This window comes from Cellulomonas sp. McL0606, assembly GCF_058248365.1.
The window spans coordinates 4,169,300-4,191,603 of the sequence record NZ_CM177779.1; the positions used below are offsets into that span (position 1 = coordinate 4,169,300).

General features: G+C 70.4%; 18 protein-coding genes and 6 pseudogenes. 12 read left to right on the plus strand and 12 right to left on the minus strand.

From position 1 onward, the window contains the following. Window positions 1-92 precede the first annotated feature (92 nt). From AC38ZX_RS21430 to AC38ZX_RS21455, 6 genes and pseudogenes are all read left to right on the plus strand, one after another. Window positions 93-1,454 (plus strand): MATE family efflux transporter, encoded by a 1,362-nt coding sequence (locus tag AC38ZX_RS21430; protein WP_491297527.1) that lies wholly within the window; start codon window positions 93-95, stop codon window positions 1,452-1,454. Between the two features lie 267 nt (window positions 1,455-1,721). Beyond that, on the plus strand, window positions 1,722-2,957 hold the full coding sequence (locus AC38ZX_RS21435) for a branched-chain amino acid ABC transporter substrate-binding protein (protein ID WP_426593832.1): 1,236 nt from the start codon (window positions 1,722-1,724) through the stop codon (window positions 2,955-2,957). A gap of 77 nt (window positions 2,958-3,034) precedes the next feature. Next, entirely contained in the window at window positions 3,035-4,075 is a 1,041-nt protein-coding gene (locus AC38ZX_RS21440; protein ID WP_426593833.1) for a branched-chain amino acid ABC transporter permease, read from the plus strand. Then, entirely contained in the window at window positions 4,072-5,355 is a 1,284-nt protein-coding gene (locus AC38ZX_RS21445; RefSeq protein WP_491295838.1) for a branched-chain amino acid ABC transporter permease, read from the plus strand. The genes AC38ZX_RS21440 and AC38ZX_RS21445 overlap by 4 nt, the downstream gene beginning before the upstream one ends. Then, complete coding sequence (locus AC38ZX_RS21450; RefSeq protein ID WP_491295839.1) at window positions 5,352-6,353, plus strand: ABC transporter ATP-binding protein; 1,002 nt, start codon at window positions 5,352-5,354, stop codon at window positions 6,351-6,353. The genes AC38ZX_RS21445 and AC38ZX_RS21450 overlap by 4 nt, the downstream gene beginning before the upstream one ends. Continuing rightward, window positions 6,340-7,057 (plus strand): annotated as a pseudogene (locus tag AC38ZX_RS21455) (ABC transporter ATP-binding protein). Before AC38ZX_RS21450 ends, AC38ZX_RS21455 begins: the two are co-directional and overlap by 14 nt. 65 nt (window positions 7,058-7,122) lie before the next feature. Here the strand turns inward: AC38ZX_RS21455 and rplI are convergent. From rplI to AC38ZX_RS21485, 6 genes and pseudogenes are all read right to left on the minus strand, one after another. Next, window positions 7,123-7,572 carry a 50S ribosomal protein L9 gene (gene rplI, locus AC38ZX_RS21460; protein ID WP_426593838.1) on the minus strand — a complete coding sequence of 150 codons (450 nt, stop codon included), beginning with the start codon at window positions 7,570-7,572 and terminating at the stop codon, window positions 7,123-7,125. Window positions 7,573-7,586: 14 nt separating this feature from the next. Next, the gene (gene rpsR / locus AC38ZX_RS21465; protein ID WP_028051084.1) at window positions 7,587-7,823 is read right to left on the minus strand and encodes a 30S ribosomal protein S18; all 237 of its coding nucleotides are present in this window, start codon (window positions 7,821-7,823) and stop codon (window positions 7,587-7,589) included. A gap of 86 nt (window positions 7,824-7,909) precedes the next feature. Continuing rightward, window positions 7,910-8,426 (minus strand): annotated as a pseudogene (locus AC38ZX_RS21470) (single-stranded DNA-binding protein). A gap of 79 nt (window positions 8,427-8,505) precedes the next feature. After that, window positions 8,506-8,799, minus strand: a complete 294-nt coding sequence (gene rpsF / locus AC38ZX_RS21475) for a 30S ribosomal protein S6 (RefSeq protein ID WP_491295840.1) — start codon at window positions 8,797-8,799, stop codon at window positions 8,506-8,508. Between the two features lie 253 nt (window positions 8,800-9,052). After that, on the minus strand, window positions 9,053-9,682 hold the full coding sequence (locus AC38ZX_RS21480) for a PASTA domain-containing protein (RefSeq protein WP_491297528.1): 630 nt from the start codon (window positions 9,680-9,682) through the stop codon (window positions 9,053-9,055). Then, window positions 9,643-11,286, minus strand: a pseudogene (locus tag AC38ZX_RS21485) (transglycosylase domain-containing protein); the annotation flags it as partial. The gene AC38ZX_RS21480 and the pseudogene AC38ZX_RS21485, both read right to left, overlap by 40 nt. 478 nt (window positions 11,287-11,764) lie before the next feature. Between AC38ZX_RS21485 and AC38ZX_RS21490 the strand changes: the two are divergent. Both AC38ZX_RS21490 and AC38ZX_RS21495 read left to right on the plus strand, forming a co-directional pair. Next, window positions 11,765-12,415, plus strand: coding sequence for a PadR family transcriptional regulator (locus AC38ZX_RS21490; RefSeq protein ID WP_426593841.1), 651 nt, complete (start codon window positions 11,765-11,767; stop codon window positions 12,413-12,415). Next, a pseudogene (locus tag AC38ZX_RS21495) lies at window positions 12,412-13,502 on the plus strand (inositol-3-phosphate synthase). The gene AC38ZX_RS21490 and the pseudogene AC38ZX_RS21495 overlap by 4 nt, the downstream one beginning before the upstream one ends. Before the next feature lie 92 nt (window positions 13,503-13,594). Here AC38ZX_RS21495 and AC38ZX_RS21500 read toward each other — a convergent pair. From AC38ZX_RS21500 to AC38ZX_RS21520, 5 genes are all read right to left on the minus strand, one after another. After that, a complete protein-coding gene (locus tag AC38ZX_RS21500; protein ID WP_491295842.1) occupies window positions 13,595-14,917 on the minus strand; it encodes a hypothetical protein in 1,323 nt (440 codons plus the stop codon). A 75-nt stretch (window positions 14,918-14,992) separates the two neighbouring features. Beyond that, a complete protein-coding gene (locus AC38ZX_RS21505; protein ID WP_426593844.1) occupies window positions 14,993-15,532 on the minus strand; it encodes an RNA polymerase sigma factor in 540 nt (179 codons plus the stop codon). Window positions 15,533-15,611: 79 nt separating this feature from the next. Then, window positions 15,612-15,734, minus strand: coding sequence for a hypothetical protein (locus AC38ZX_RS21510; RefSeq protein WP_491295843.1), 123 nt, complete (start codon window positions 15,732-15,734; stop codon window positions 15,612-15,614). 151 nt (window positions 15,735-15,885) lie between these two features. Further along, window positions 15,886-17,124, minus strand: coding sequence for a hypothetical protein (locus AC38ZX_RS21515; RefSeq protein WP_491295844.1), 1,239 nt, complete (start codon window positions 17,122-17,124; stop codon window positions 15,886-15,888). Next, window positions 17,114-17,665, minus strand: a complete 552-nt coding sequence (locus tag AC38ZX_RS21520; RefSeq protein WP_491295845.1) for an RNA polymerase sigma factor — start codon at window positions 17,663-17,665, stop codon at window positions 17,114-17,116. The genes AC38ZX_RS21515 and AC38ZX_RS21520 overlap by 11 nt, the downstream gene beginning before the upstream one ends. 177 nt (window positions 17,666-17,842) lie before the next feature. On the opposite strand from AC38ZX_RS21520, the gene AC38ZX_RS21525 reads away from it, so the two are divergent. The 4 genes and pseudogenes from AC38ZX_RS21525 (at window position 17,843) to AC38ZX_RS21540 (ending at window position 20,801) form a co-directional block, all read left to right on the plus strand. Beyond that, window positions 17,843-19,153: an MFS transporter gene (locus AC38ZX_RS21525; protein WP_426596035.1), complete on the plus strand. Its 1,311-nt coding sequence runs from the start codon at window positions 17,843-17,845 to the stop codon at window positions 19,151-19,153. Continuing rightward, on the plus strand, window positions 19,150-19,647 hold the full coding sequence (locus tag AC38ZX_RS21530; protein ID WP_491295846.1) for a PAS domain-containing protein: 498 nt from the start codon (window positions 19,150-19,152) through the stop codon (window positions 19,645-19,647). Before AC38ZX_RS21525 ends, AC38ZX_RS21530 begins: the two co-directional genes overlap by 4 nt. Then, window positions 19,601-20,002, plus strand: a pseudogene (locus tag AC38ZX_RS21535) (GAF domain-containing protein); the annotation flags it as partial. The gene AC38ZX_RS21530 and the pseudogene AC38ZX_RS21535, both read left to right, overlap by 47 nt. Window positions 20,003-20,354: 352 nt before the next feature. After that, window positions 20,355-20,801 (plus strand): PP2C family protein-serine/threonine phosphatase, encoded by a 447-nt coding sequence (locus AC38ZX_RS21540; protein WP_491295847.1) that lies wholly within the window; start codon window positions 20,355-20,357, stop codon window positions 20,799-20,801. Here AC38ZX_RS21540 and AC38ZX_RS21545 read toward each other — a convergent pair. Further along, a pseudogene (locus AC38ZX_RS21545) lies at window positions 20,788-22,292 on the minus strand (CCA tRNA nucleotidyltransferase). The gene AC38ZX_RS21540 and the pseudogene AC38ZX_RS21545 overlap by 14 nt on opposite strands. Window positions 22,293-22,304 lie beyond the last annotated feature (12 nt).

Here is a 22,304-nt window from a genome sequence, read left to right on the forward strand (position 1 = left end):
CGAGTTGCCCACAGACCGTGGACAGAGGTGTGGACGACGAGCCAGATTCGTCCGTGTTCGACGCCCGGACCGGCGTAAACACCCAGTAGTTCCTGTGGACCGAGGAAAGGTTGGCCGGGATTTCACCTGTCGGACACACTCGCCCTGGCGTGGACAGGCAGATACTGGCCCTCGCCGTCCCGGCCCTCGGCGCGCTCGTCGCCGAACCGCTGTTCGTGCTCGTCGACTCGGCGGTCGTCGGCCACCTCGGCACGGCACCGCTGGCCGGCCTGGCGCTCGCCTCGACGATCCTCATCACCGTCATCGGCCTGTGCGTGTTCCTCGCCTACGCCACGACGGCGGCGGTCGCGCGACGCCTCGGCACCGGAGACCGGGCGGGCGCCCTGCAGCTCGGCGTCGACGGCATGTGGCTCGCCCTCGGCCTCGGTCTGGTGCTCGCCGTCGCCGTCTGGCTCTCCGCACCAGCTGTGGTCGACGCTCTCGGGGCGTCCGACGTCGTCGCCGAGCAGGCCGTGATCTACCTCCACTGGTCAGCGCCCGGGCTGCCGGGCATGCTCCTGGTCCTGGCCTCGACGGGCGCGCTGCGCGGTCTGCTCGACACCCGCACGCCGTTGGTCGTCGCGAGCGCCGGCGCCATCGCCAACGCGCTGCTCAACATCGCCCTCGTCTACGGCGTGGGGATGGGCATCGCGGGGTCGGGCCTGGGCACCGCGATCACGCAGGTCGCCATGGGACTCGTGCTGGGCCTGGTCGTCGTCCGCGGCGCCCGCGGGGAGGGAGCCCAGCTCCGCCCCGCCGTCGGCGGCATCATCGCCAACGCTCGCGCCGGCACGCCGCTGCTCGTCCGCACCCTGTCGTTGCGGCTGGCCATCCTGCTCACGGTCGTCGTCGCGACGAGCCTCGGCCCGGTCCCGCTCGCCGGGCACCAGGTGGTGGGCGCCGTCTGGGGCCTCGCGGCCTTCGCGCTCGACGCGCTGGCCATCGCCGCTCAGGCCCTCGTCGGCCACGCGCTGGGCGCCGCCGACGTGCCCCTGGTCCGCGCGCTCCTGCGCCGGACGCTGCAGTGGGGCGTCGGCGCGGGCGCGGCCCTCGGTCTCGTGCTCGGCGGGCTCGGCTGGCTCTACGTCCCGCTTTTCACCCCGTCGGCGTCGGTCCAGCACGCCGCCACCGTCGCTCTCGTCGTCGCGGGCGTCACCATGCCGATGGCCGGGTGGACGTTCGTGCTCGACGGCGTCCTGATCGGCGCGGGCGACGGGCGTTTCCTCGCCTGGGCGGGCATGGGCACCCTGGCCGTCTACGTGCCCTGTGCGCTGGCGGTCGAGCACCTCTCGCCGTCGGGGGCGGCCGGTCTGGCGTGGCTGTGGGCGGCGTTCGCGGGCGTCTTCATGCTGGCCCGCGCCCTCACCACCGGCCTGCGGGCACGCGGTAACCGCTGGATCGTCACCGGGAACTGAACGGATTCAGCGGCGAGGGCTGGCGCACTGCCCGACAACACGTAAGACTGCCCGCGGCGGGGCTCGACGACGCCGTCGACCCCTCCGCGCCGATGATCGGCCGCGCCGTGATCGTTCTGTGACCTGGGCGTTCTCGATCTGAGACCGGGTTTTCGAGGCTAATGAAACGCCCCGGTAACCCCATGGGCTTACGTTGCGTTCAGCCCCGGCACCGTCGGGAAGCGGCCCGCCCGCACGGGTGGCCACGTATATCCACGGAGGTATCACATGCGTAGATCGACTCCGCGCCTCGCGGGAACTGCGCTCGTCCTGGTGGTCGGCCTCGCCGTCGCCGGGTGCTCGTCCAAGTCTTCGGACGGCTCGGGTTCGGGTTCCAGCGCGTCCTCGACCGAGGCCTCGGCCGCACTGTCCATCCAGCCGTTGGTCCAGATCGACAACAAGGGTGCAGAGGTCAAGGTCGACAACAGCGGCACGCCGGCCGACCCGGCCGGTGACCCGAGCGCGAAGTGCGACCCGGTGACCATCGCCATGGCCGGTGCCCTCACGGGCGCGAACGCTGCTCTCGGCATCAACATCCTCAACGGCGCCACCCTGGCCATCGACGCACACAACGCCGCGTCGAAGGACTGCCAGGTGGCCATCAAGCAGTTCGACACCGAGGGTGACCCGCAGAAGGCGACGCAGGTCGCGCCGACCATCGTCGGCGACGCCTCGGTCATCGGCCTTCTCGGCCCGGCCTTCTCCGGTGAGACCAAGGCCGTCGGCCCCGTGTTCAACCAGGCCGGCCTGCTCTCGCTCACGGCCTCGGCCACCAACCCGGGCCTGACGACCAACGGCTGGACCAACTTCTTCCGCGGTCTGGCCAACGACGCGGTCCAGGGCCCGTCGGTCGCCGCGTACATGGTCAACACGCTGAAGTACACCAAGGTCTGCGTCGTCCAGGACGACTCCGACTACGGCGTGGGCCTCGCGGAGCAGATCACCACCGGCCTCGGAGACGCGGCCGACTCGGCCTGCGCCGCCAAGGTCAAGACCGGTGACAAGGACTTCTCGGCCGCGGTCCAGCTGGTCAAGGGCGAGAGCCCGGACGCCGTGTTCTACGCCGGCTACTACGCCGAGGCTGCGCCGTTCGCGTCGCAGCTCAAGGAGGGTGGCGTCACGGCCACCTTCGTCTCGGCCGACGGCAGCAACGACCCGCAGTTCGTCAAGCAGGCCGGTGACGCCGCCAAGGGCGCCTACCTGTCCTGCCCCTGCGGCCCCGCGCCCGACAAGTTCGCCTCGGACTACCAGGCCAAGTTCAACGTGGCCCCGGGGGTCTACTCGGTCGAGGCCTACGACCTGACGACGATCATGCTCAAGGGCATCGACTCGGGCGTGAAGGACCGTGCAGGCCTGGTCGACTACGTGAAGAACTACGACGGTGACGGCCTGGCCCGTCACTACAAGTGGGAGTCGACGGGCGAGCTCGCCTCGGCCCTGATCTGGATCTACCAGGTCAAGTAGCGCGCGCACGACGGCCGGGTCCGCACGGACCCGGCCGTCGTGCCGTACCGTCGCCCAACCCCCGCACGAGGAGTCGCATGAGTTCTGTCCTGCACGCAGGCGCGCAGGTCCTGGCCGATCCGATGATCGGGTTCGATCTGCACGCGCTGGCCAAGAACTTCTGGGCGCTCACCATCGACGGCCTCACGTACGGCTCGATCTACGCGCTGGTCGCCGTCGGCTACACCCTCGTGTACGGCGTGCTGCGGCTCATCAACTTCGCGCACTCCGAGATCTTCATGCTCGGCATGTTCGGCGTGTACGGGACGCTGCTGCTCCTCGGCTTCACCCCGAGCGGCAACGCGTACAACGAAGGCATACCGCTGACGATCCTCTATCTCGGGATCGCCCTGATCGGCGGCATGATCGTGGCCGGCGGATCGGCGGTCGGGCTCGAGCGGGTGGCCTACCGGCCGCTGCGCAAGCGCGGCGCACCCTCGCTCGTGTTCCTCATCACCGCCATCGGCGCCTCGTTCGTCATCCAGGAGTTCGTGCACTTCGTGCTGCCCAAGCTGACCGGCGGGCAGCTCGGCGGCGTGAACGCCCAGCAGCCGATCCGGCTGGTCGAACCGGTCGACGTCTTCAGCATCTTCGGCGCCACGGTCACCAACGTCGAGATCGTCATCGTCCTGTCGGCCCTGGTCCTGGCATTCATGACGGACCGGTTCATCAACGCGACGAAGTTCGGCCGCGGCATCCGGGCCGTCGCGCAGGACCCCGTGACGGCCACCCTCATGGGCGTGTCCCGCGAGCGCGTCATCGTGCTGACGTTCCTCATCGGCGGCATCCTCGCCGGCGCGGCCGCGCTGCTGTATACGCTGCGCGTCCCCAGCGGGATCATCTACTCGGGAGGGTTCATCCTGGGCATCAAGGCGTTCAGCGCGGCAGTCCTCGGCGGCATCGGCAACCTGCGCGGTGCATTGCTCGGTGGCCTGCTGCTGGGCGTCATGGAGCTGTACGGCCAGGCGGTCTTCGGCACCGAGTGGCGCGACGTCGTCGCCTTCGTCCTGCTGGTGCTGGTGCTCATGTTCCGGCCGACAGGCATCCTGGGTGAGTCCCTCGGGAGGGCACGCGCATGAGCACCGACGTCTCGACGAGCACCACCACCACCGCCGACGCCCTGCACCTCGGGCTCGGCGACCGCCTGCGCCTGTGGTGGGACGCCCTGCCGCGCCAGATGCAGTGGCTGGTCGGCTCCCCGATCATCATCTTCATCGCCCTCCTGCCCGTGCTGCGCCTCCCGGTCATCACCACGGTGGGCACCGACTTCGGCAGCGTGCTCGCCCAGTTCGGCATGTACGCGCTGCTCGCCATCGGCCTGAACGTCGTCGTCGGCCAGACCGGTCTGCTCGACCTGGGGTACGTCGGCTTCTACGCCATCGGCGCCTATACCGTCGGCCTGCTGACCAGCCCCGACAGCCCGTGGAACCTCACCGACGACTGGCTCTCCAAGGACTGGGCGTGGCTGTTCGCGGTCCCGATCGCGATCGCCGCGACCGCCCTGTCCGGTCTGGTGCTCGGCACACCGACCCTGCGGCTGCGCGGCGACTACCTGGCCATCGTCACCCTCGGGTTCGGAGAGATCGTCCGCCTCCTGGCCGACAACCTCACCTCGCTCACCGGCGGCGGCCGCGGTCTCTCGCAGATCGCCTACCCCGTCGCCGGCGTCAGCCAGGAACGCCCGAACGGCGTCTTCTCCGCCGGCAACGTGACCCCACCTCTGAACTCCGGTGCGTTCTGGTTCTGGCTGTCGATGGTGCTCATCATCATCGTGCTGGTCATCGTCGGGAACCTCGAGCGGTCTCGGGTCGGACGGTCCTGGGTGGCCATCCGCGAGGACGAGGACGCCGCCGAGATCATGGGCGTGCCCACCTTCAAGTTCAAGCTGTGGGCGTTCGTGATCGGCGCGTCCATCGGTGGCCTGTCCGGGGCGCTCTACGCGGGCCAGGTCCAGTTCGTGGTGCCGTCCACGTTCAACGTCATCAACTCGATGCTGTTCCTGTGCGCGGTCGTCCTCGGCGGTCAGGGCAACAAGCTCGGCGTCATCGCCGGCGCGTTCATCATCGTGTACCTGCCCAACTTCTTCCTCGGGCGTACGCAGCTGTTCGGCATCCCCATCAACGGCGACGAGATCGCCAACTACAAGTACCTGTTCTTCGGCCTCGCCCTGATGACCCTGATGATCTTCCGACCACAAGGACTCTTCCCGGCGAGACAGAAGCTGCTCACGTACGGTCGTCAGGTCTACGTCGCGGCCCGCCGTGCGTACCTCGCGGCGGCGGCCCTCGCGTCGAAGCCGCCGGTGCCCGCAACGGTCGCGGCCGCTTCGTCCGACGACACCGAGGGGGGCACCCGATGAGCACTCCCGGAGGCATGGGTGCGGGGTCGGAGGGCGACGAGCAGTTCCGCGCCCCCGACGACCTGATCACCACCCGCGCCGACCTGAACGAGATCTACCTGCCCGACGGTGAGGTGGAGACGGCGGTGTCCGTCGACGTCGCCGACGTGAACCCGGACCTGGCCGACCCCGAGAAGGTCGCCGAGATGATCGCGTCGGAGCGCGACATCCGGACCGAGGTGGGCCAGTCGCTGCTGGCGATGGACGACGTCACCGTGAAGTTCGGCGGCCTGACCGCTCTCGACGGCGTCTCGTTCGACATCCGGCGCGGGGAGATCCTCGGCCTGATCGGGCCCAACGGTGCCGGCAAGACCACGTGCTTCAACACGATGACGGGCATCTACCGGCCAACGTCGGGGAGCGTGGTGTTCGACGGGCGGAAGATCGGCGCGATCAAGCGCAACGAGATCACCCGCCTCGGCATCGCCCGCACGTTCCAGAACATCCGGCTGTTCAGCGACATGACGGCGCTGGAGAACGTGGTGGTCGGCACCGACGCGCGGCACAAGACGTCGGTCCCCGGTGCGGTGTTCCGCAGTCGCCGTCACCGCGCCGAGGAGCGCGACGCGCTGGAGCGCGCGATGGCCCTGCTCGAGTTCGTCGGCATCGGCAAGCGCGCCACCCAGCAGGCCCGCAACCTCCCCTACGGCGACCAGCGGCGCCTCGAGATCGCCCGCGCCCTGGCCACCGAGCCCAAGCTGCTCTGCCTCGACGAGCCGGCAGCCGGGTTCAACCCGGCGGAGAAGCAGCAGCTCATGGACCTGATCCGCAAGATTCGCGACGACGGGTTCACCGTGCTGCTCATCGAGCACGACATGCGCCTCGTGATGGGCGTGACCGACCGGGTCGTCGTCCTGGAGTTCGGCCGCAAGATCGCCGACGGCCTCCCCGCGGAGGTCTCCGCGGACCCGGCCGTCGTCGCCGCCTACCTGGGGGTGCCCGACGATGCCATTGCTTGAGCTCAAGGACCTGACCGTCGCCTACGGCCGCATCGAGGCCGTCCGCGGCATCTCGCTGACCGTCGAGGAGGGCGAGCTGGTCACGCTGATCGGCGCCAACGGTGCCGGCAAGACCACGACGATGCGCGCCGTCTCCGGCATCCGGCCGCTCTCGCACGGGTCGGTCTGGTTCGACGGCAAGGACATCACCCGCATGAAGGCGCACACGCGTGTGCTGGCCGGGATCGTCCAGGCGCCCGAGGGTCGCGGGGTCTTCCCGGGGATGACCGTCATGGAGAACCTCGAGATGGGCTCCTACGCGCGCACCTTCGACACCAAGGCGGAGCACGACGCCACGGTCGCGCGCGTGTTCGAGTCTTTCCCCGCCTCGAGGAGCGTCGGTCCCAGGTGGGCGGCACGCTCTCGGGCGGCGAGCAGCAGATGCTCGCCATCGGCCGCGCGCTCATGGCCCGCCCGCGGCTGCTCCTTCTCGACGAACCGTCGATGGGGCTCGCGCCGCTGGTCATCCAGCAGATCTTCCGCATCATCACCGAGATCAACTCGACCGGCACGACGATCCTGCTCGTCGAGCAGAACGCCCAGCAGGCCCTGTCCCGCTCCGACCGCGCCTACATCCTGGAGAGCGGCGAGGTCATCACCACGGGCGGCGGCAAGGGCTGCTGGCCGACCCGGCCGTCAAGCAGGCCTACCTCGGCGTCGCCTGACCCCTGGACACGACGAAGCCCCGCACTCCACGGCGGAGGGCGGGGCATCGTCGAACGTGCTCAGCTCAGGCTGCGACGACCTTGACGGTCACCGTGGCGGCGACGTCTGCGTGCAGACGGACCGACACCTGGTACTCGCCCAGGGCCTTGATCGGCTGGCCGATCTCGACCTTGCGCTTGTCGATCTGCGGCGCGCCGGACTTCTTGACGGCCTCCGCGATCTCGGCGGTCGTGACGTGACCGAACAGACGGCCCGACTCGCCGGCCTTGGCGGTGACGACGACGGCCTTCGACTGCAGCGAGTCGCGGATCGCCTTGGCGTCGTCGAGCGACGCGATCTCGCGACGCTTGCGCGCCAGGCGGATCGCGGTGACGTCCTTCTCGGCGCCCTTGGTCCAGGGCGTCGCCAGGTTGCGCGGGACGAGGAAGTTCCGGGCGTACCCGTCCTTCACCTCGACCACGTCGCCGGGCTCACCGAGACCGGTGACCTCGTGGGTAAGGATGATCTTTGCCATGATGGTCTCCTTTCTCAGCGCGCCGACGACGAGTACGGCAGGAGTGCCATCTCGCGGGCGTTCTTGACGGCACGCGCGATCGCGCGCTGCTCCTGGACGGACACACCGGTCACCCGGCGAGCGCGGATCTTCCCGCGGTCGGAGATGAACTTGCGCAGCAGCGCAGTGTCCTTGTAGTCGACGACGTCGATCTTCGCCGCCTTGAGCGGGTTCTGCTTCTTCTTCGGCTTGCGGACCACGGCCTTGGCCATCGTGGTGCTCCTTGTCTGCTGGAGCCCTGGGCGTTGCCATTCCCAGGGATGGAGAGATGCGGGGTGTTGCTAGGCGCCCGTGTCGATCAGAACGGGGGCTCGTCGGCGTAGCCGGCGCCGCCGGACCCACCGGTGGGCGTGGCCCACGGGTCGTCCTGCTGGCTGCCGCCCCCGCTGTTCGAGCCGCCGCCGCTGTAGCCGCCGCCTCCTCCGCCGAAGCCACCGCCGCCGCCACCCGAACGCTGAGTCCGGGTGACCTTGGCCGTGGCGTAGCGCAGGGACGGGCCGACCTCGTCGACCTGGAGTCGTACACGGTGCGCTTCTCGCCCTCGCGGGTCTCGTAGGAGCGCTGCACGAGCCGGCCGGTCACGATGACGCGGGTGCCCTTGGTGAGTGACTCGGCGACCGACTCGGCCGCCTCCCGCCAGATGGAGCAGCGCAGGAACAGCGTGTCGCCGTCCTTCCACTCGTTGCTCTGGCGGTCGAACGTGCGGGGGGTGGACGCGACGGTGAAGTTCGCGACAGCAGCCCCCGAGGGGGTGAGCGCAGCTCGGGATCCCCGGTCAGGTTCCCGATCACCGTGATGACGGTCTCACCGCTCATACCCAGCTCCTCGCTCGTTCGAGATGAAAGTCAGATGTTGTGGAGTCGCACGCTAGATGCGACCACCCACAAGGTGCGATCAGGCGTCGGCGCGCAGGACCTTGGTCCGCAGGACGACCTCGTTGAGGCCGAGCTGGCGGTCGAGCTCCTCGGCGGTCGCGGGCGTCGCGTGGAAGTCGATGACGGCGTAGATGCCCTCGGACTTCTTCTGGATGTCGTACGCCAGCCGGCGACGGCCCCAGATGTCGACCTTGTCGACAGTGCCACCGTCGGTCTTGACGACCGTCAGGTACTTGTCGAGCGACGGAGCAACGGTGCGCTCCTCGATCTCGGGGTCAAGGATGATCATGAGTTCGTACTGACGCAGGCTCATACCCACCTCCTCTGGTCTCAGCGGCCACGGTCGATCCGTGGCAGGAGGGTCTGTGCGTCGCTGCGCCCGAACCCCGTCGAGGTCGACGAGGTGTTCGTCGGGCATAGCAGCCTCGCAGTCTACCGGTCCGGCTCGCCGGACCGAAATCCGCCCTCGACGACCGCCGCCAGACGCACGAGCCGCGCGCAGCCCATACGCGAACGACCGAGGCCCGCGGGGATGCGGGCCTCGGTCGTGTGGCGGGTCGGGTACGTCAGGGTGACGCCGGGACCGGTGTCGTCGCCGTGGGTGCCGGCGTCGGGGCGGCCTTCGGGCCCGTGGAGACGACGAGCGTCACCGTCCCGTTGGGGGCCAGCATCGTTCCGCCGGCGGGATCGATGCGGATGATGCGCCCGCTCGTGACCGTGTCCGAGGGTTCGGAGATGATGTTGGGCGCGAGCCCCGCGTTGACCACTGCCGCGGTGGCATCCGCCTCGGCTCGCCCTCCAGACCGGCCGGGACCGCGATCTGCTGAGGGGCCTGCGCGGTCGGGGCCGGCGGGGCAACCGTCTCCGACGGCTTCGGAGCAGCGGTCGGCTTCTTGTCCGCCGCGACGTTGGCGCGCGGCGGGAAGTCCTCGACGGCCGCATAGGCGGGCATCGCGAACACGGTCTTCATGTACGACTGCCAGATGAACGACGGCCACTTGCCACCGGAGACCTGGCCCTTGTTCTTGCCCGTGCCGAGCGGCGAGATGGTGTCCTCGCCCTTGAGGTCCGCGCTGATCTGCGACAGCGAGACCGCGGTGACGACCTTGGGGGTGAACCCGATGAACCAGGCGGACTTGTTGTCCGTCGAGGTACCGGTCTTTCCGGCGATCGGACGGGCGAGCGGCTTGATCCACGGCTTCGCCGAACCCGACTGCACCACCTGCTGCATGGCGTACGTCGTGTCCGCGATGACGTCGGCGGCGAAGACGCGCTTCGACTGGACCTGGTGCTCGTAGGCGACGTTCCCCTTCCAGTCCTTGACCTGGGCGACGATGTACGGAGTGCGCAGGATGCCGCCGGAGGCGATCGTCGCGTAGGCGCCGATCATGTCGATCGGGTGCACCGACGCGTACCCGAGGACGTTGCTGTTGTTGACCCCGATGTCGGGCACGCCGGCTCGGTCGGCGACCTCCTGCGTCGCCTGAGGGGTGACCTGCAGGTTGAGCTGGGCGAACACCGTGTTGACGGAGTCCGCCGTCGCCTTCACCAGGTCGACCGTCCCCTCGTGCTCCTCACCGGCGAAGTTCGTCACGACGCTCTTGCTCGGCACGGGGTCCCAGCCCTTGATCTTCTGGGGCGCGTTGCCGTTGAACTTCGTCGTGAGCGGGATGCCCTTCTCGAGCGCCGCGATCAGAGCGAACGGCTTGACCGTCGATCCGGCCTCCGGGTGGTCCACGGTGGCGCGGTTGAGCTGGTCCTGCGGTCCGGTGCCCAGGAAGTCGGGGCCGCCGTACAGCGCGAGGATCGCTCCGCTCGTCGGGTCGACCGACGTGATGGATGCTCGGGTCAGCGGGTTCGGCTGAGCCTTCTCGCCCTCGAGGGTCCCGGACATGAAGCCGCTCGCCTGGGCGACGGCGCTGGCCTGCATGTCCTCCTTGATCGTCGTGACGATCGAGTACCCGGCCTGCTTGAGGTCACCCTCCTGGACGCCGTAGTCCTTCAGCATCTCGTCGCGGACCATGGCGAGCAGGTACCCGTTCGTGCCGCCCATCGTGTTGCTCTCGACGTACGGGATGGTCTGCGGGAACACCATCGCGTCGCGAGCGGCACCGGTCAGCCAGCCGGAGTCGACCATCGAGTCGAGCACGACGTTCCAGCGCGCCTCGGCCTTCTTCGGACTGACCCGCGGGTCCCAGTTGTTGGGCGACGGGATGATGCCGGCCAGCAGCGCGGACTGCTCGACGGTCAGCGCGGACGCGTCGACCCCGAAGTACGCCTGCGCGGCGGCCTGGATCCCGTACGAGTCGCGGCCGTAGTAGATCGCGTTCAGGTAGCGACCCATGATCTCGCCCTTGGACTGCGTCTTGGCGATCTTGATCGCCAGGAACGCCTCCTTGGCCTTGCCCACGTAGTCGGTCGTCGTCTGACCGACGTAGTACCGCTCGACGTACTGCTGCGTCAGCGTGGACCCGCCCTCGGTCTTGCCGCCCTTGAGGTTGTTGATCAGCGCGCGGCCCATCCCCTTGATGGAGATGCCGCTGCTGCTGCTGTAGAACGACTTGTCCTCCGCGGCCGCGGTGGCCTGGCCGACGTACTTCGGCAGGGTCGCGTAGTCGACCACCTTGCGCTTCTGGGTGGCGAAGGTCCCCATGACGGCTCCGGGGGTGCCGTCGTCGTGCGGAGCGAAGTAGACGGTCGTGGTCTGCGCCTTGACGTCGTCGGCGGACGCGCTGGGCACCTTGGTCACCGCATAGGCGGCGACGGTCGAGCCCGCGACGAGGAAGGCGAAGCCGAGCATCGTGCCGAGGACGACACGCCACGACGGCAGCCAGCGGTGCAGGCCGTGGAAGCCGGTGCGCGGGTAGTCGAAGAGCTTCCGCTTCTGCTTCGGGGCGGTGCGGCGCTTCGACCCGCGGGGTGCACTGCGCCTGCTCCGTGCGGGCGCGGCCCTCCGGTTCGTGCTTGCCAACGCATTGCCTTCCGTCGATCAACTGGTCACGGCGACGCGAGGCAACCGCCCGATCGCGGGCATGCCTCTGCCGGTGCTGCCCAGTATGGAGGACCGGGCAGGGCAGATCCTGGGACGTCGGCCCTGGTTGCGGACCCTTCACACGATCACTACCGCCTGCCCGGCGGGCGCGCGCAGAACTGACCGTACGACGTGGCCCAGGTCACCTCTCGGCCACGTGACTTGCCCCGTTCGTTCAACTCGACATAGTCTGCGGATGTATCGAGTTGATACATCGAGAAGCCCAACAGCCTGAGGAGGTGCCCCCGTGCGCGGTCGTTCCGACGTGCTCGAGCCGGCGATCCTCGGGCTGCTGCACGAGGCACCCATGCACGGCTACGAGCTGCGCAAGCGTCTCAACCTGGTGCTCGGCTCCTTCCGGGCCCTGTCGTACGGCTCGCTGTACCCCTGCCTCAAGTCGCTCGTCGACCGCGGGTGGATCCAGGGCACGGAGTCCGTCGTCGCACCCCACACCGTCGCGTCCAAGCGCGCACGCATCGTCTACCAGCTGACCGCGGACGGCAAGGAGCATCTCCAGGAGATCCTCGCGTCGTCCGGCCCGGCCACCTGGGAGGACGAGAACTTCGACGTCCGGTTCGCGTTCTTCGCGCAGACCGACGCCGAGACCAGGCTTCGGATCCTCGAGGGTCGGCGCACGCGCCTGACCGAACGACTCGAGACGGTCCGCGTGTCCTTCGCCCGCACCCGCGAGCGCATGGACGAGTACACCCTCGAGCTCCAGCGGCACGGCCTCGAACAGGTCGAGCGTGAGGTCCGCTGGCTCGACGGGTTGATCGACAACGAGCGCGGCGTACGTCGCACCCGTCCTGCAGGCACCGGCCGTCCGGCCGTTGCTGACACCACCGCTGGTGACGACGACGTCGTACCACCGCGAACCACCGAGAAGGAGCGAGGATGACCTCCATCCGCGTCGCCATCGTCGGCGTCGGCAACTGCGCCGCGTCGCTTGTCCAGGGCGTGCACTACTACGCCGACGCAGACGCCGGCAGCACCGTGCCCGGCCTGATGCACGTGCAGTTCGGCGACTACCACGTCCGCGACATCGAGTTCGTCGCCGCGTTCGACGTGGACGCGAAGAAGGTCGGCTTCGACCTGTCCGAGGCGATCGTCGCCTCCGAGAACAACACCATCAAGATCGCCGACGTGCCCCCGCTCGGCGTGACCGTGCAGCGTGGCGTGACCAACGACGGTCTCGGCAAGTACTACCGCGAGACCATCGAGGAGTCGGACGCCGAGCCGGTCGACATCGTCGCCGCCCTGCGTGAGGCCCGTGTCGACGTCCTCATCTGCTACCTGCCCGTCGGCTCCGAGATCGCCGCGAAGTACTACGCGCAGTGCGCCATCGACGCCAACGTCGCGTTCGTCAACGCCCTGCCCGTCTTCATCGCGTCCGACCCCGAGTGGGCCGCGAAGTTCGAGGCCGCCGGCGTCCCGATCGTCGGCGACGACATCAAGTCGCAGGTCGGCGCCACCATCACGCACCGCGTCCTCGCGAGCTCTTCGAGGACCGCGGCGTCGTGCTGGACCGCACGTACCAGCTGAACGTCGGCGGCAACATGGACTTCAAGAACATGCTCGAGCGCGAGCGCCTGGAGTCCAAGAAGCTCTCCAAGACGCAGGCCGTGACCTCCAACCTGACCGGCCCCCTGGGCGGCAAGAAGGAGGACCGCAACGTCCACATCGGCCCGTCGGACTACGTCGCCTGGCTCGACGACCGCAAGTGGGCCTACGTCCGCCTCGAGGGTCGCGCGTTCGGCGAGGTGCCCCTGAACCTCGAGTACAAGCTCGAGGTCTGGGACTCGCCCAACTCGGCCGGCATCATCATCGACGCCCTGCGCGCCGCGAAGATCGCCAAGGACCGCGGCGTCGGTGGCCCGATCCTGTCGGCGTCGACGTACTTCATGAAGTCCCCGCCCGTGCAGATGGAGGACACCCTCGGTCGCCAGCAGCTCGAGGCCTTCATCGATGGCACGAACGAGCGCTGACCTGCAGTAGCCCGTAGCTGTTCACAAAAGAGGCCCGCACCGTGAGGTGCGGGCCTCTGTGCGTACCCGTCGAGACGGCTTCGTGGTTCAGCTCACCAGGAGGTGCCCATCACCCACCACCGCGGGCCGCCCGTCCACGTGACCGGGCCGATCCCGTACGGAGCACCCGACTCCGTGGGCATCGTGTTCAGGTCGTACGACCTGCCCGAGGCCAGGTCGTGGGCGACGACGATCCCGCCCGAGCTGACGAAGACCGTGCCACCGACCACGGTCACCTTGACGGTGCCCCTGTCCGTCTCCTGACCCATGTCCTGGACGAGGGTCGCCGTTCCGTCGGACGCCACAGCGAAGACGCCGAACACGCCGTCGACCGTCATCGTGCAGCCGAGTCGACCGTCGGGCAGCGTCTCGATGCCGTCATCCGAAGCTAGACCCGGGTCGGCGAACACGGGTTCGCCGTAGCTGATCGATGCGCTGGGCAGGACGAGGACGGCGTGCCGCAGCGCCGGCGAACCACCACCCGCGCAGTTCAGGATCGGCTCGGTGTCGCCCGACCAACCGACGACCAGACACTCCCTCAGGTTCATGCCGGCACCGATCATGGGCTGCAGCCGCCCGGTCACGAGGTTCAGCAGGCCGGCGTCGCCGAGAAGGTAGGTCCGCGTCGGATCCATGGTCGCCGCCATGCGCTCGGTCACGGCCGCGATCGGTGTCTGGCTCGTCGTCGTCCCGTCGGGTGCGACGACGCTGTAGGTTCGGTCCGTCATCGCTTCCCAGACCATGGACCCGGTCGCGGAGACGCCGATCCAGGCGGTCCATCCGGGCGGGGCGGACGCCGAGGTCAGCTCGCCTGTGCGCAGGTCGAGCCAGGCGTAGCCGGGGACGCCGGCCTGCGTGGACGTGCTCACGAGGGCCCGTGGTTCGCCGGCCTTCCAGTAGGTCAGCTGGTTCACCGCGACCGGCGGGTTCTCCGGCAGGTCCAGCAGCTTGTAGCGATCGCCTGTCGGCGACAGCAGGTACAGGGCCTCCGTCCCGACGATCTCGTCCGTGCCACCCGCGACCCGGTACGCCGGCAGGTCGAGAGCGAGGGACCACCCCTCGGTCGCGGACGTGAGGATCGCGTCCGTGACGGGCGTCGACGGTGGCTGCCCGAAGGAGGCCGGCACCGACGGAGAGGTCGGAGTCGGGCTCGGGCTCGGGGTCGGGGTCGACGGGGACGGGTCGACGGTGGGTGACGGCCGGACGGTCGGGGTCGAGGTGACCGACGGGGCTGCGGGCTGAGGCGGAGGTGGCGTCAGCTGCAGACCGGCCCACACGGCCGTGCCGACGACGCCCGCCGCGGCGACCCCGACGGCCGACTCGACCGTGTGCCGACGGAGCCGACGCCGCCGCACCGAGCGGACGACCCTCGACATCCGTGACGCGTCCAGCCCGTCGGTCGGCGACAGCTCCTCGACCGCACGGGCCAGCAGCGAACCCGCTCTCCGTGCTCACAGCGCACCTCCGGTCAGTCGGACGTCGGCCATCTCGTGGTGGTCGGTGGTGGTTCCCAGGAGCGCGTCGAGCCGCCTCGTCCCGTCGGCGGTGTACCGCTTCACGGCTCCCTCGCTCAGCCCGAGCGCAGCCGCCGTGTCCCGGATCGACATGTCCTCCATCTGGCGCAGCACCACGCACGCGCGTTCCCGGGGAGCGAGGGCCTGGAGGGCGCGCCGCACGTCGGCGCCGAGCCCGCGCGGCTCCACCTCGGGCGCGACGACCGGCCGCGCACCGAGGCGCGCCAGCGCCCCGCGCTCGCTGGACCGTCGACGCGACTCGTCGATCGACCGGGTGACGACGGCCCGACGCACGTACTGCTCCGCCTGCGCGAGGGTCGTGAACCGTGCCCTGCCCGAGAACGTGGCGATGAGCGCCTCCTGCACGAGATCCTGCGCGTCGGCGCGCGACCCGCAGACGAGCATCGCGTGCCCGACGAGGCGGGTGTACCGCTCACGGACGAGCCGCTCGAGCAGCGTCTCCCATCGGGCACTCACCGCGTTCCCGCCCCCGATCCGTCCGCCACGACGCCGTCGCCAACAAGAACGGAGCGGGCGCCGGGAAAGGTTGGGGTCATCAGCGGCCGACCACCCAGGACTCGACGCCCGACGCCCACTTCTGGACCGCCGGCGTGAGCGGCGGGGCCGGCAGGAGGACCGTCGATTCGCCCGAGGTGAGCGAGTGGACGGTCAGCTTCAACGGGGCGGCGTCGCCGGCACAGCCAGGGCTCGAGGCGACGAAGAGTCGGTCGCCCGCTGTGGTGGCGCTCAAGTAGTTGTCGCTGGAGTCTCCCGGCCCCTGGACAAGGGTCTGCCCGTCGCCCGACCACGAGAACACAGCGTCGTCACAGTCACGTACCCGGAGATACGGCTGACCGGCCGGGTAGGCCACCTCGCCGGAACGCACCCACGCGCCTTCCCAGGTGTACGCCAGAGGTTCTGACTGGGTGAGCGGCGCCAGCAGGGATCCTCCGGTGCGCGCCGATGTCGATCCGGTACATCCCCGGGTCCGCCGACGCCCAGTCCTGAGCATCCGAGACGCCGCTCGGCTGGTCAGCCCAACGGTCGAAGCCGGAGGTGACGCACGTCGCCAGGAGCGCGTCCGGGTCCAGCCAGCCGACGACGTCGCACGCCTTGCCGGCCACGCCATAGTCGTGGTGCGTGGTCCCACCCGCGACGAGGTCGACCAGGTCGAAGGTCGTCGTGGAGGAGTCGGGAGGCGTGACACCGCGACGACCCGTCGGGTCGAGCAGCATCGTGCGGCCCATGGCCCCGAGCCGGCGCCCCGTGCCATCGGCCGCGACGGAGTACACGTCCGCAGTCACGGCGTCCGTGCTCGTCGGCGTGCGCCAGACCTCGGACCCGTCGGCCGCGACGCCGTCGAAGTACCAGTCGTCGATCCCTGACTCTGTCGTCGCGATCGGTCGGGGAGTGATCGTGCCGGTCGTCAGGTCGAGCTCGGCGCGCGGGACGGCGCCCTGGCCGTAGTCGCCCTGCCAGTCGACGCGCACGATCGCCGTGGTCGAACCGGCCGACCACGTCAGCAGCGACAGGCCCATCTCGGGCGGCAGGTCGACCACGCGGTAGAGCTCGCCGGTCGGAGCGGCGAGCACCACCGTGTGGGCCAGGAAGCCGGGGAGGGTGTCGCCAAAGTCCTCCGTGCCGAGGTCGGGCTCCGCGGAGCCATACACCGCCAGGACCCAGCCGGGCGTCGTCTGCTGGAGCAGCCCCGGCGGCAGCGGCAGCGTCGGTGGCAGGCCGAGGATCGCGTCGGGGACCACCGTCGGTGCGGGAGTCGCGCTGGGCGTCGGCGTCGATGCGTCCGGCGACGGGGAGACCGTCGGCGAGCTGGTCGGCGCCACCGCGGGGTGCGGCTCGTGCGCGCCCCGGAGCCCGAACCAGGACCCCGCCGCCAGCACCGCGACGATCGCGACCCCGCCGACCGCCTGGGTCGAGTGCCGGACCGCCCGGCGGCGTCGGACCGTCCGGACCGTGCGCGCCAGGGCTGCGGCCGGCGGTTCCATGCCTCTCATCGCCTGTTCGCGGGCGCCCAGGTTCTCCGACATGACGTCTCTCAGGTCACGCTCCACGGCGCACCTCCTCGGTCTGCACGAGCACCACCGGGTCGCGGTCGTCGGGGCTCGTCGTGCCCAACGCCGCGTTGAGGGCGGCGACGCCGTCCGAGACGTACCGCTTCACGGCTCCCTCGCTCAGCCCGAGGATCGACGCGGTCTCCCGCACGGACAGGTCCTCGAGATGGCGGAGCACGACGCAGGCTCGCGTCCGCGGGCTGAGCGCCAGCAGGGCGACCTCGAGGTTCGTCGACAGCACCTGGGCGCCGAGATCGGTCGTCGACGCCGGTCGGGCGGCGGTCCGCGCGGCGGCCGACTTCTCCCGGTCGCTGCGCCGGACCCGGTCGACGAATCGCGACACGATGGCGCGGCGCACGTACTGCTCGGCCTGCGCGACGGACTCGAACCGGGCGCGCGCCGCGAACGTGGCCACCAACGCCTCCTGGACGAGGTCCTCGGCATCGGCGCGCGACGGGACCAGCAGCATCGCCCGTGCCACGAGCCTCGGATAGCGCTCGCGCGCCACCTGCTCGAGCATCGGCTCCCAACCCCTGGCCATCGAACCTCTTCCCTTTCACGCGGCGCACGTCGCCGTCCGTCAAGAACGTCTCGGCAGCGAGATCGGTTGGGGTCGCGACGAACGTGACGCATCGGCCGGGATCGAGACCGAGTCGGTACCGTACCGGTGGTCCACGCCTGCGCCTGTTGCGCGACAGACGGGTGCGAGGATGTGCGCGTGCAGGTAATCGCCGACCTCAAGGCCCTCTGGCCGTTGCGGGACTTCCGCAAGCTGTTCGCCGTCCGGCTCGTGAGCCAGACGGCCGACGGCATGTTCCAGGCCGGTCTGGCGACGTTGTTCTTCTTCTCCCCGGAGAACGCCAGCACGGCGACCGGGGTCGCTGCCGCGTTCGCGGTGCTGCTGCTCCCGTTCACCATCGTCGGGCCGTGGGCGGGCGTCCTGCTCGACCGCTGGCGCCGGCGCCAGGTGCTGGTCGTCGGCAACCTCGTGCGGGTCGGCCTCACCGCGCTCATCGCGACGATCATGCTGACCGCGGGGGTCACGCCGGCCGTCTACGTGCTGGCGTTGATCAACCTGTCCGTCAACCGGTTCCTGCTCTCGGCCCTGTCGGCGTCGTTGCCGCGCACCGTCGACGGACCCCTCCTGCTCACAGCCAACTCGCTGACGCCGACGTTCGGCGCGGCCGCGGCGGGCATCGGCGGCGCGATCGGCTTCGTGATCGGGCTCGTGCTGCCCGCGGGCCGCGGCAAGGACGCCGCCGCACTCGTCGTCGCGGCGTTCGTCATGGCGGCAGCGGCCGCGCTGGCGACCCGCCTGGGCAAGGACCGGCTGGGTCCCGACGAACGCGCGGGCGCCGCTCAGCTGCGCGCCCAGCTCGGCCTGATCTTCAGCGGTTTCGTCGTGGGCGCGAAGTACCTGCTCGCACGTCGGACTCCCGCACGCGCCCTCGGCATCATGGCTGTGCACCGGTTCCTCTACGGCGTGACGTTCATCGCGAGCATCCTCATCGCGCGCAACCTGCTGTCGGACCCGGCGAACACCGACGACGGCCTCAAGACCTTCGCGGCGATCCTCGGCGCCTCCGCGCTCGGCTTCTTCGCCGCCGTGGTCGTCACGCCCGTGCTCGCGCGCCTCACGGGGCCGCAGGTCTGGATCGTCCTGTGCCTGGTGCTCGCGGCGGCCAGCCAGCTGCTCCTCGCGACGTCGTCGTCGCGCGCCATGGTCCTGTCCGCCGCCACGCTGCTCGGCCTCGCCGCACAGGGTGCCAAGATCGCCGTCGACACGATCGTGCAGAGGGACACCGACGACGAGTACCGCGGGCGGGCGTTCGCGCTCTACGACGTCCTCTACAACGCGGCGTTCGTCGGCGCTGCCGCGCTCGGCGCGCTGACCCTCCCCGACACCGGGTACTCGCAGGGCCTGTTCGTGGTGCTGGCCGTGGGGTACGCCGCCGGTGCGCTGCTCTACGGCCTCGCGTCGCGTGGTGTCGGCTCGACGGCGGTCGCGCAGGAACCCGTCACCGCATGAGCGAAGACCTGCCGCTGCGAGCCGTGCTCGGCAGCGACCTGTCCGTGAGCATCGCCGACGCCCGCCTGCCTGACCGTCCCCTGGTCTGGGTCAACGACGCGTTCACGCGCCTGACCGGCTACCCGGTCGAGGAGATCGTCGGACGGAACTGCCGGTTCCTGCAGGGCACCGAGACGGACCCGCGCACGGTGGCGCGGATCCGGACCGCGCTCGACGCGGGCCGCACGATCGGCACGATCATCCGCAACTACCACCGCGACGGGACGCCGTTCTGGAACCAGGTGGTCATCAGCCCGGTCACGGACGAGACCGGTACGGTCACGCACCACGTCGGCATCCAGGCGCGGCTCACCAAGGAGTCCGCCCGAGCACGCTCTGGATCTCGAGGCCGGGTTCGACGCCCAGGCGACCGCGCGCCTCGACCTGCTCGCCCGCGTCAGCGACGAGCTGGCGCGCCATCTCGACTACGACGCAGCAGTCGACGCCCTCGGTGACATCACCATCCCGGCGCTGGCCACGTGGGGCTTCGTCGCCATGACCGACGAGCGCGGCAGGTACTCGCGCGTGCACCTCGTGGTGGCCGACCCGACGGACCGCGAGCTCGCGCAGGCGCTGGCCAACGAGGACCTCGGCTGGCTGACCCGCGCGCCGCGGGTCGCCGAGGCCCTCGCCAGCCCGCCGGGGTTCGTCGCCACGCCGTACCGGGTGGACCTGACGGACACGGTCCAGCGCACGACGTCCGCGCAGCTCGCCCTGCTGCGCCGGCTCGGGCTGATCTCGGCCATGATCGTGCCGCTGCGGGCGCGGGACCGGGTGATCGGCGTCCTGTGCCTGGTCAGCGACGGCGAGTTCAGCCCGGACGCGGTGGTCACGGCCGCGCACCTCGGCCGGCGGGCCGGCCTGGCACTCGACAACGTCCGGCTGCTGCTGGCGGAGCGGTCTGCGGCTCTGACGCTGCAGCAGTCCCTGCTGCCGACGATCGCCGACGTCCCCGGCCTGGACATCGCGACCGCGTACGTCCCCTCCGCCAGGCGCGCCCAGGTGGGTGGCGACTGGTTCGACGTCCTGCCGCTGCCCGACGGGACGGTCGGGCTCGCGGTCGGCGACGTGGTGGGTCACGACCTGCGCGCCGCGGCGTCGATGGGCCAGCTCGCGGTCGCTGCTGCGGTCGTACGCGTGGGAGGGATCCTCTCCCGGCGCGGTGCTGTCTCGTGCCGACGCGCTGGTCCGTGGGCTCGACATCGCCGACATCGCGACGTGCGTCTACCTGCGCTGGTCGTCGGCGCAGGGCGTCGGCGCCCACGTCACCTATGCCCGCGCGGGCCATCCGCCGCCGCTGCTGCGCCTGCCCGGCGGCGAGGTCCTCCAGCTCGACCAAGGTCTGTCGACGCCCATCGGGCTGGCCGGCCTCGACCGGCCCGAGGCCGCGATCGGCGTCCCACCGGGCGCTGTGCTGGTCCTGTACACCGACGGGCTGATCGAACGGCGGGACCGGGGGCTGCGCGACGGGATCGCCATGCTGGCGGACGAGCTCTCGCACGTCGCCGAAGGAGCGTCCGCGAGCGCGATCCGCGACCATCTCGTCGCCACGTTCGTCGGCACCCGCCAGGAGGACGACGTGTGCCTCCTGGTGGTCAGGAGCGAGTAGCCCACCACGCGAGGAGCTCCTCGCGCGCGACCTCGGGCCCGAGCGGTCCGCGCTCCATGCGCAGCTCCAGCAGGAAGGTGTACGCCTCGCCCACCTCGCGGCCCGGACTCAGTCCGAGGACAGCCATGATCTGCGTGCCGTCCAGGTCGGGGCGGATGGCGTCGAGCTGCTCCTGCTCCTGCAGCGTGCCGATCCGCGCCTCCAGGTCGTCGTAGGCCGCCGACAGCCGCGCGGCCTTGCGCAGGTTCCGCGTGGTGCAGTCCGATCGGGTGAGGCGGTGCAGCCGCTCCAGCAGCGGCCCGGCGTCCGTGACGTAGCGGCGCACGGCCGAGTCCGTCCAGGCGCCCTCGCCGTAACCGTGGAAACGCAGGTGCAGCTCGGTCAGCCGGGCCACCGCGCTCACCGTCGCCTTGTCGAACCGGGTTCCTTCAGCCGCTTGGCGACCAGCTTCGCGCCGACCATCTCGTGGTGGTGGAAGCTCACGCCGCCGCCCGCCTCGAACCGCCGCGTCCGCGGCTTGCCGATGTCGTGCAGCAGCGCGGCCAGGCGCAGCACAAGGTCCGGGCCGGGCACGGCGCCGTCCGGGCCCGTCTCGAGGGCGATCGCCTTGTCGAGCACGGTCAGCGAGTGCTCGTAGACGTCCTTGTGGCGGTGGTGCTCGTCGATCTCGAGCCGGAGCGCGGGCAGCTCGGGCAGCACGTGGTCGGCCAGGCCCGTGTCCACCAGCACCTCGAGCCCGTCGCGGGGGGTCGACGAGACCAGCAGGCTGCTCAGCTCGTCGCGCACCCGCTCGGCGCTGACGATCGTGATGCGCTCGGCCATGCTCTCGATGGCCGCGAGCGCTTCCGGGGAGACCGCGAAGCCCAGCTGGGCGGCGAACCGGGCCGCACGCATCATGCGCAGCGGGTCGTCGTCGAACGACTGGCGCGGGTCGACCGGGGTGCGCAGGACACCCGCGGCCAGGTCGCGCAGACCGTCGAACGGGTCGACGAACGTCAGCTGGGGCAGCCGGACCGCCATCGAGTTGACGGTGAAGTCTCGGCGGGACAGGTCGCCCTCGAGCGAGTCCCCGAACGCGACCACCGGCTTGCGGCTCGTCGGGTCGTACTCGTCGGACCGGTAGGTGGTGACCTCGACGACCACGTCGTCGGGACCGTTCTGCCGGCGCCCCCCGAAGCGACGGGCGCCGATCGTGCCGAACTCCTTGCCGATGTCCCAGTGCGCGTCGCCCCACCGCGCGAGCAGCGCGAGCGTCTGGTCGGGTGACGCCGACGTCGTGAAGTCCAGGTCCGCCGATGCCCGCCCGAGGAACGCGTCACGCACCGGTCCACCGACGAGGGCGAGCTCGTGGCCCGCGGCCCGGAACACCTCGCCCAGCTCGAGGGCGTCGGACGGGAGGCTGCTCAGGACGCCGAGGGCGCGACGGCGGAGCGCGTCGAGGGCGGATGCGTCGGGCTGTTCGGCGGGCACTCGTCCAAGCCTGCCAGACATCCACCGTCGCCT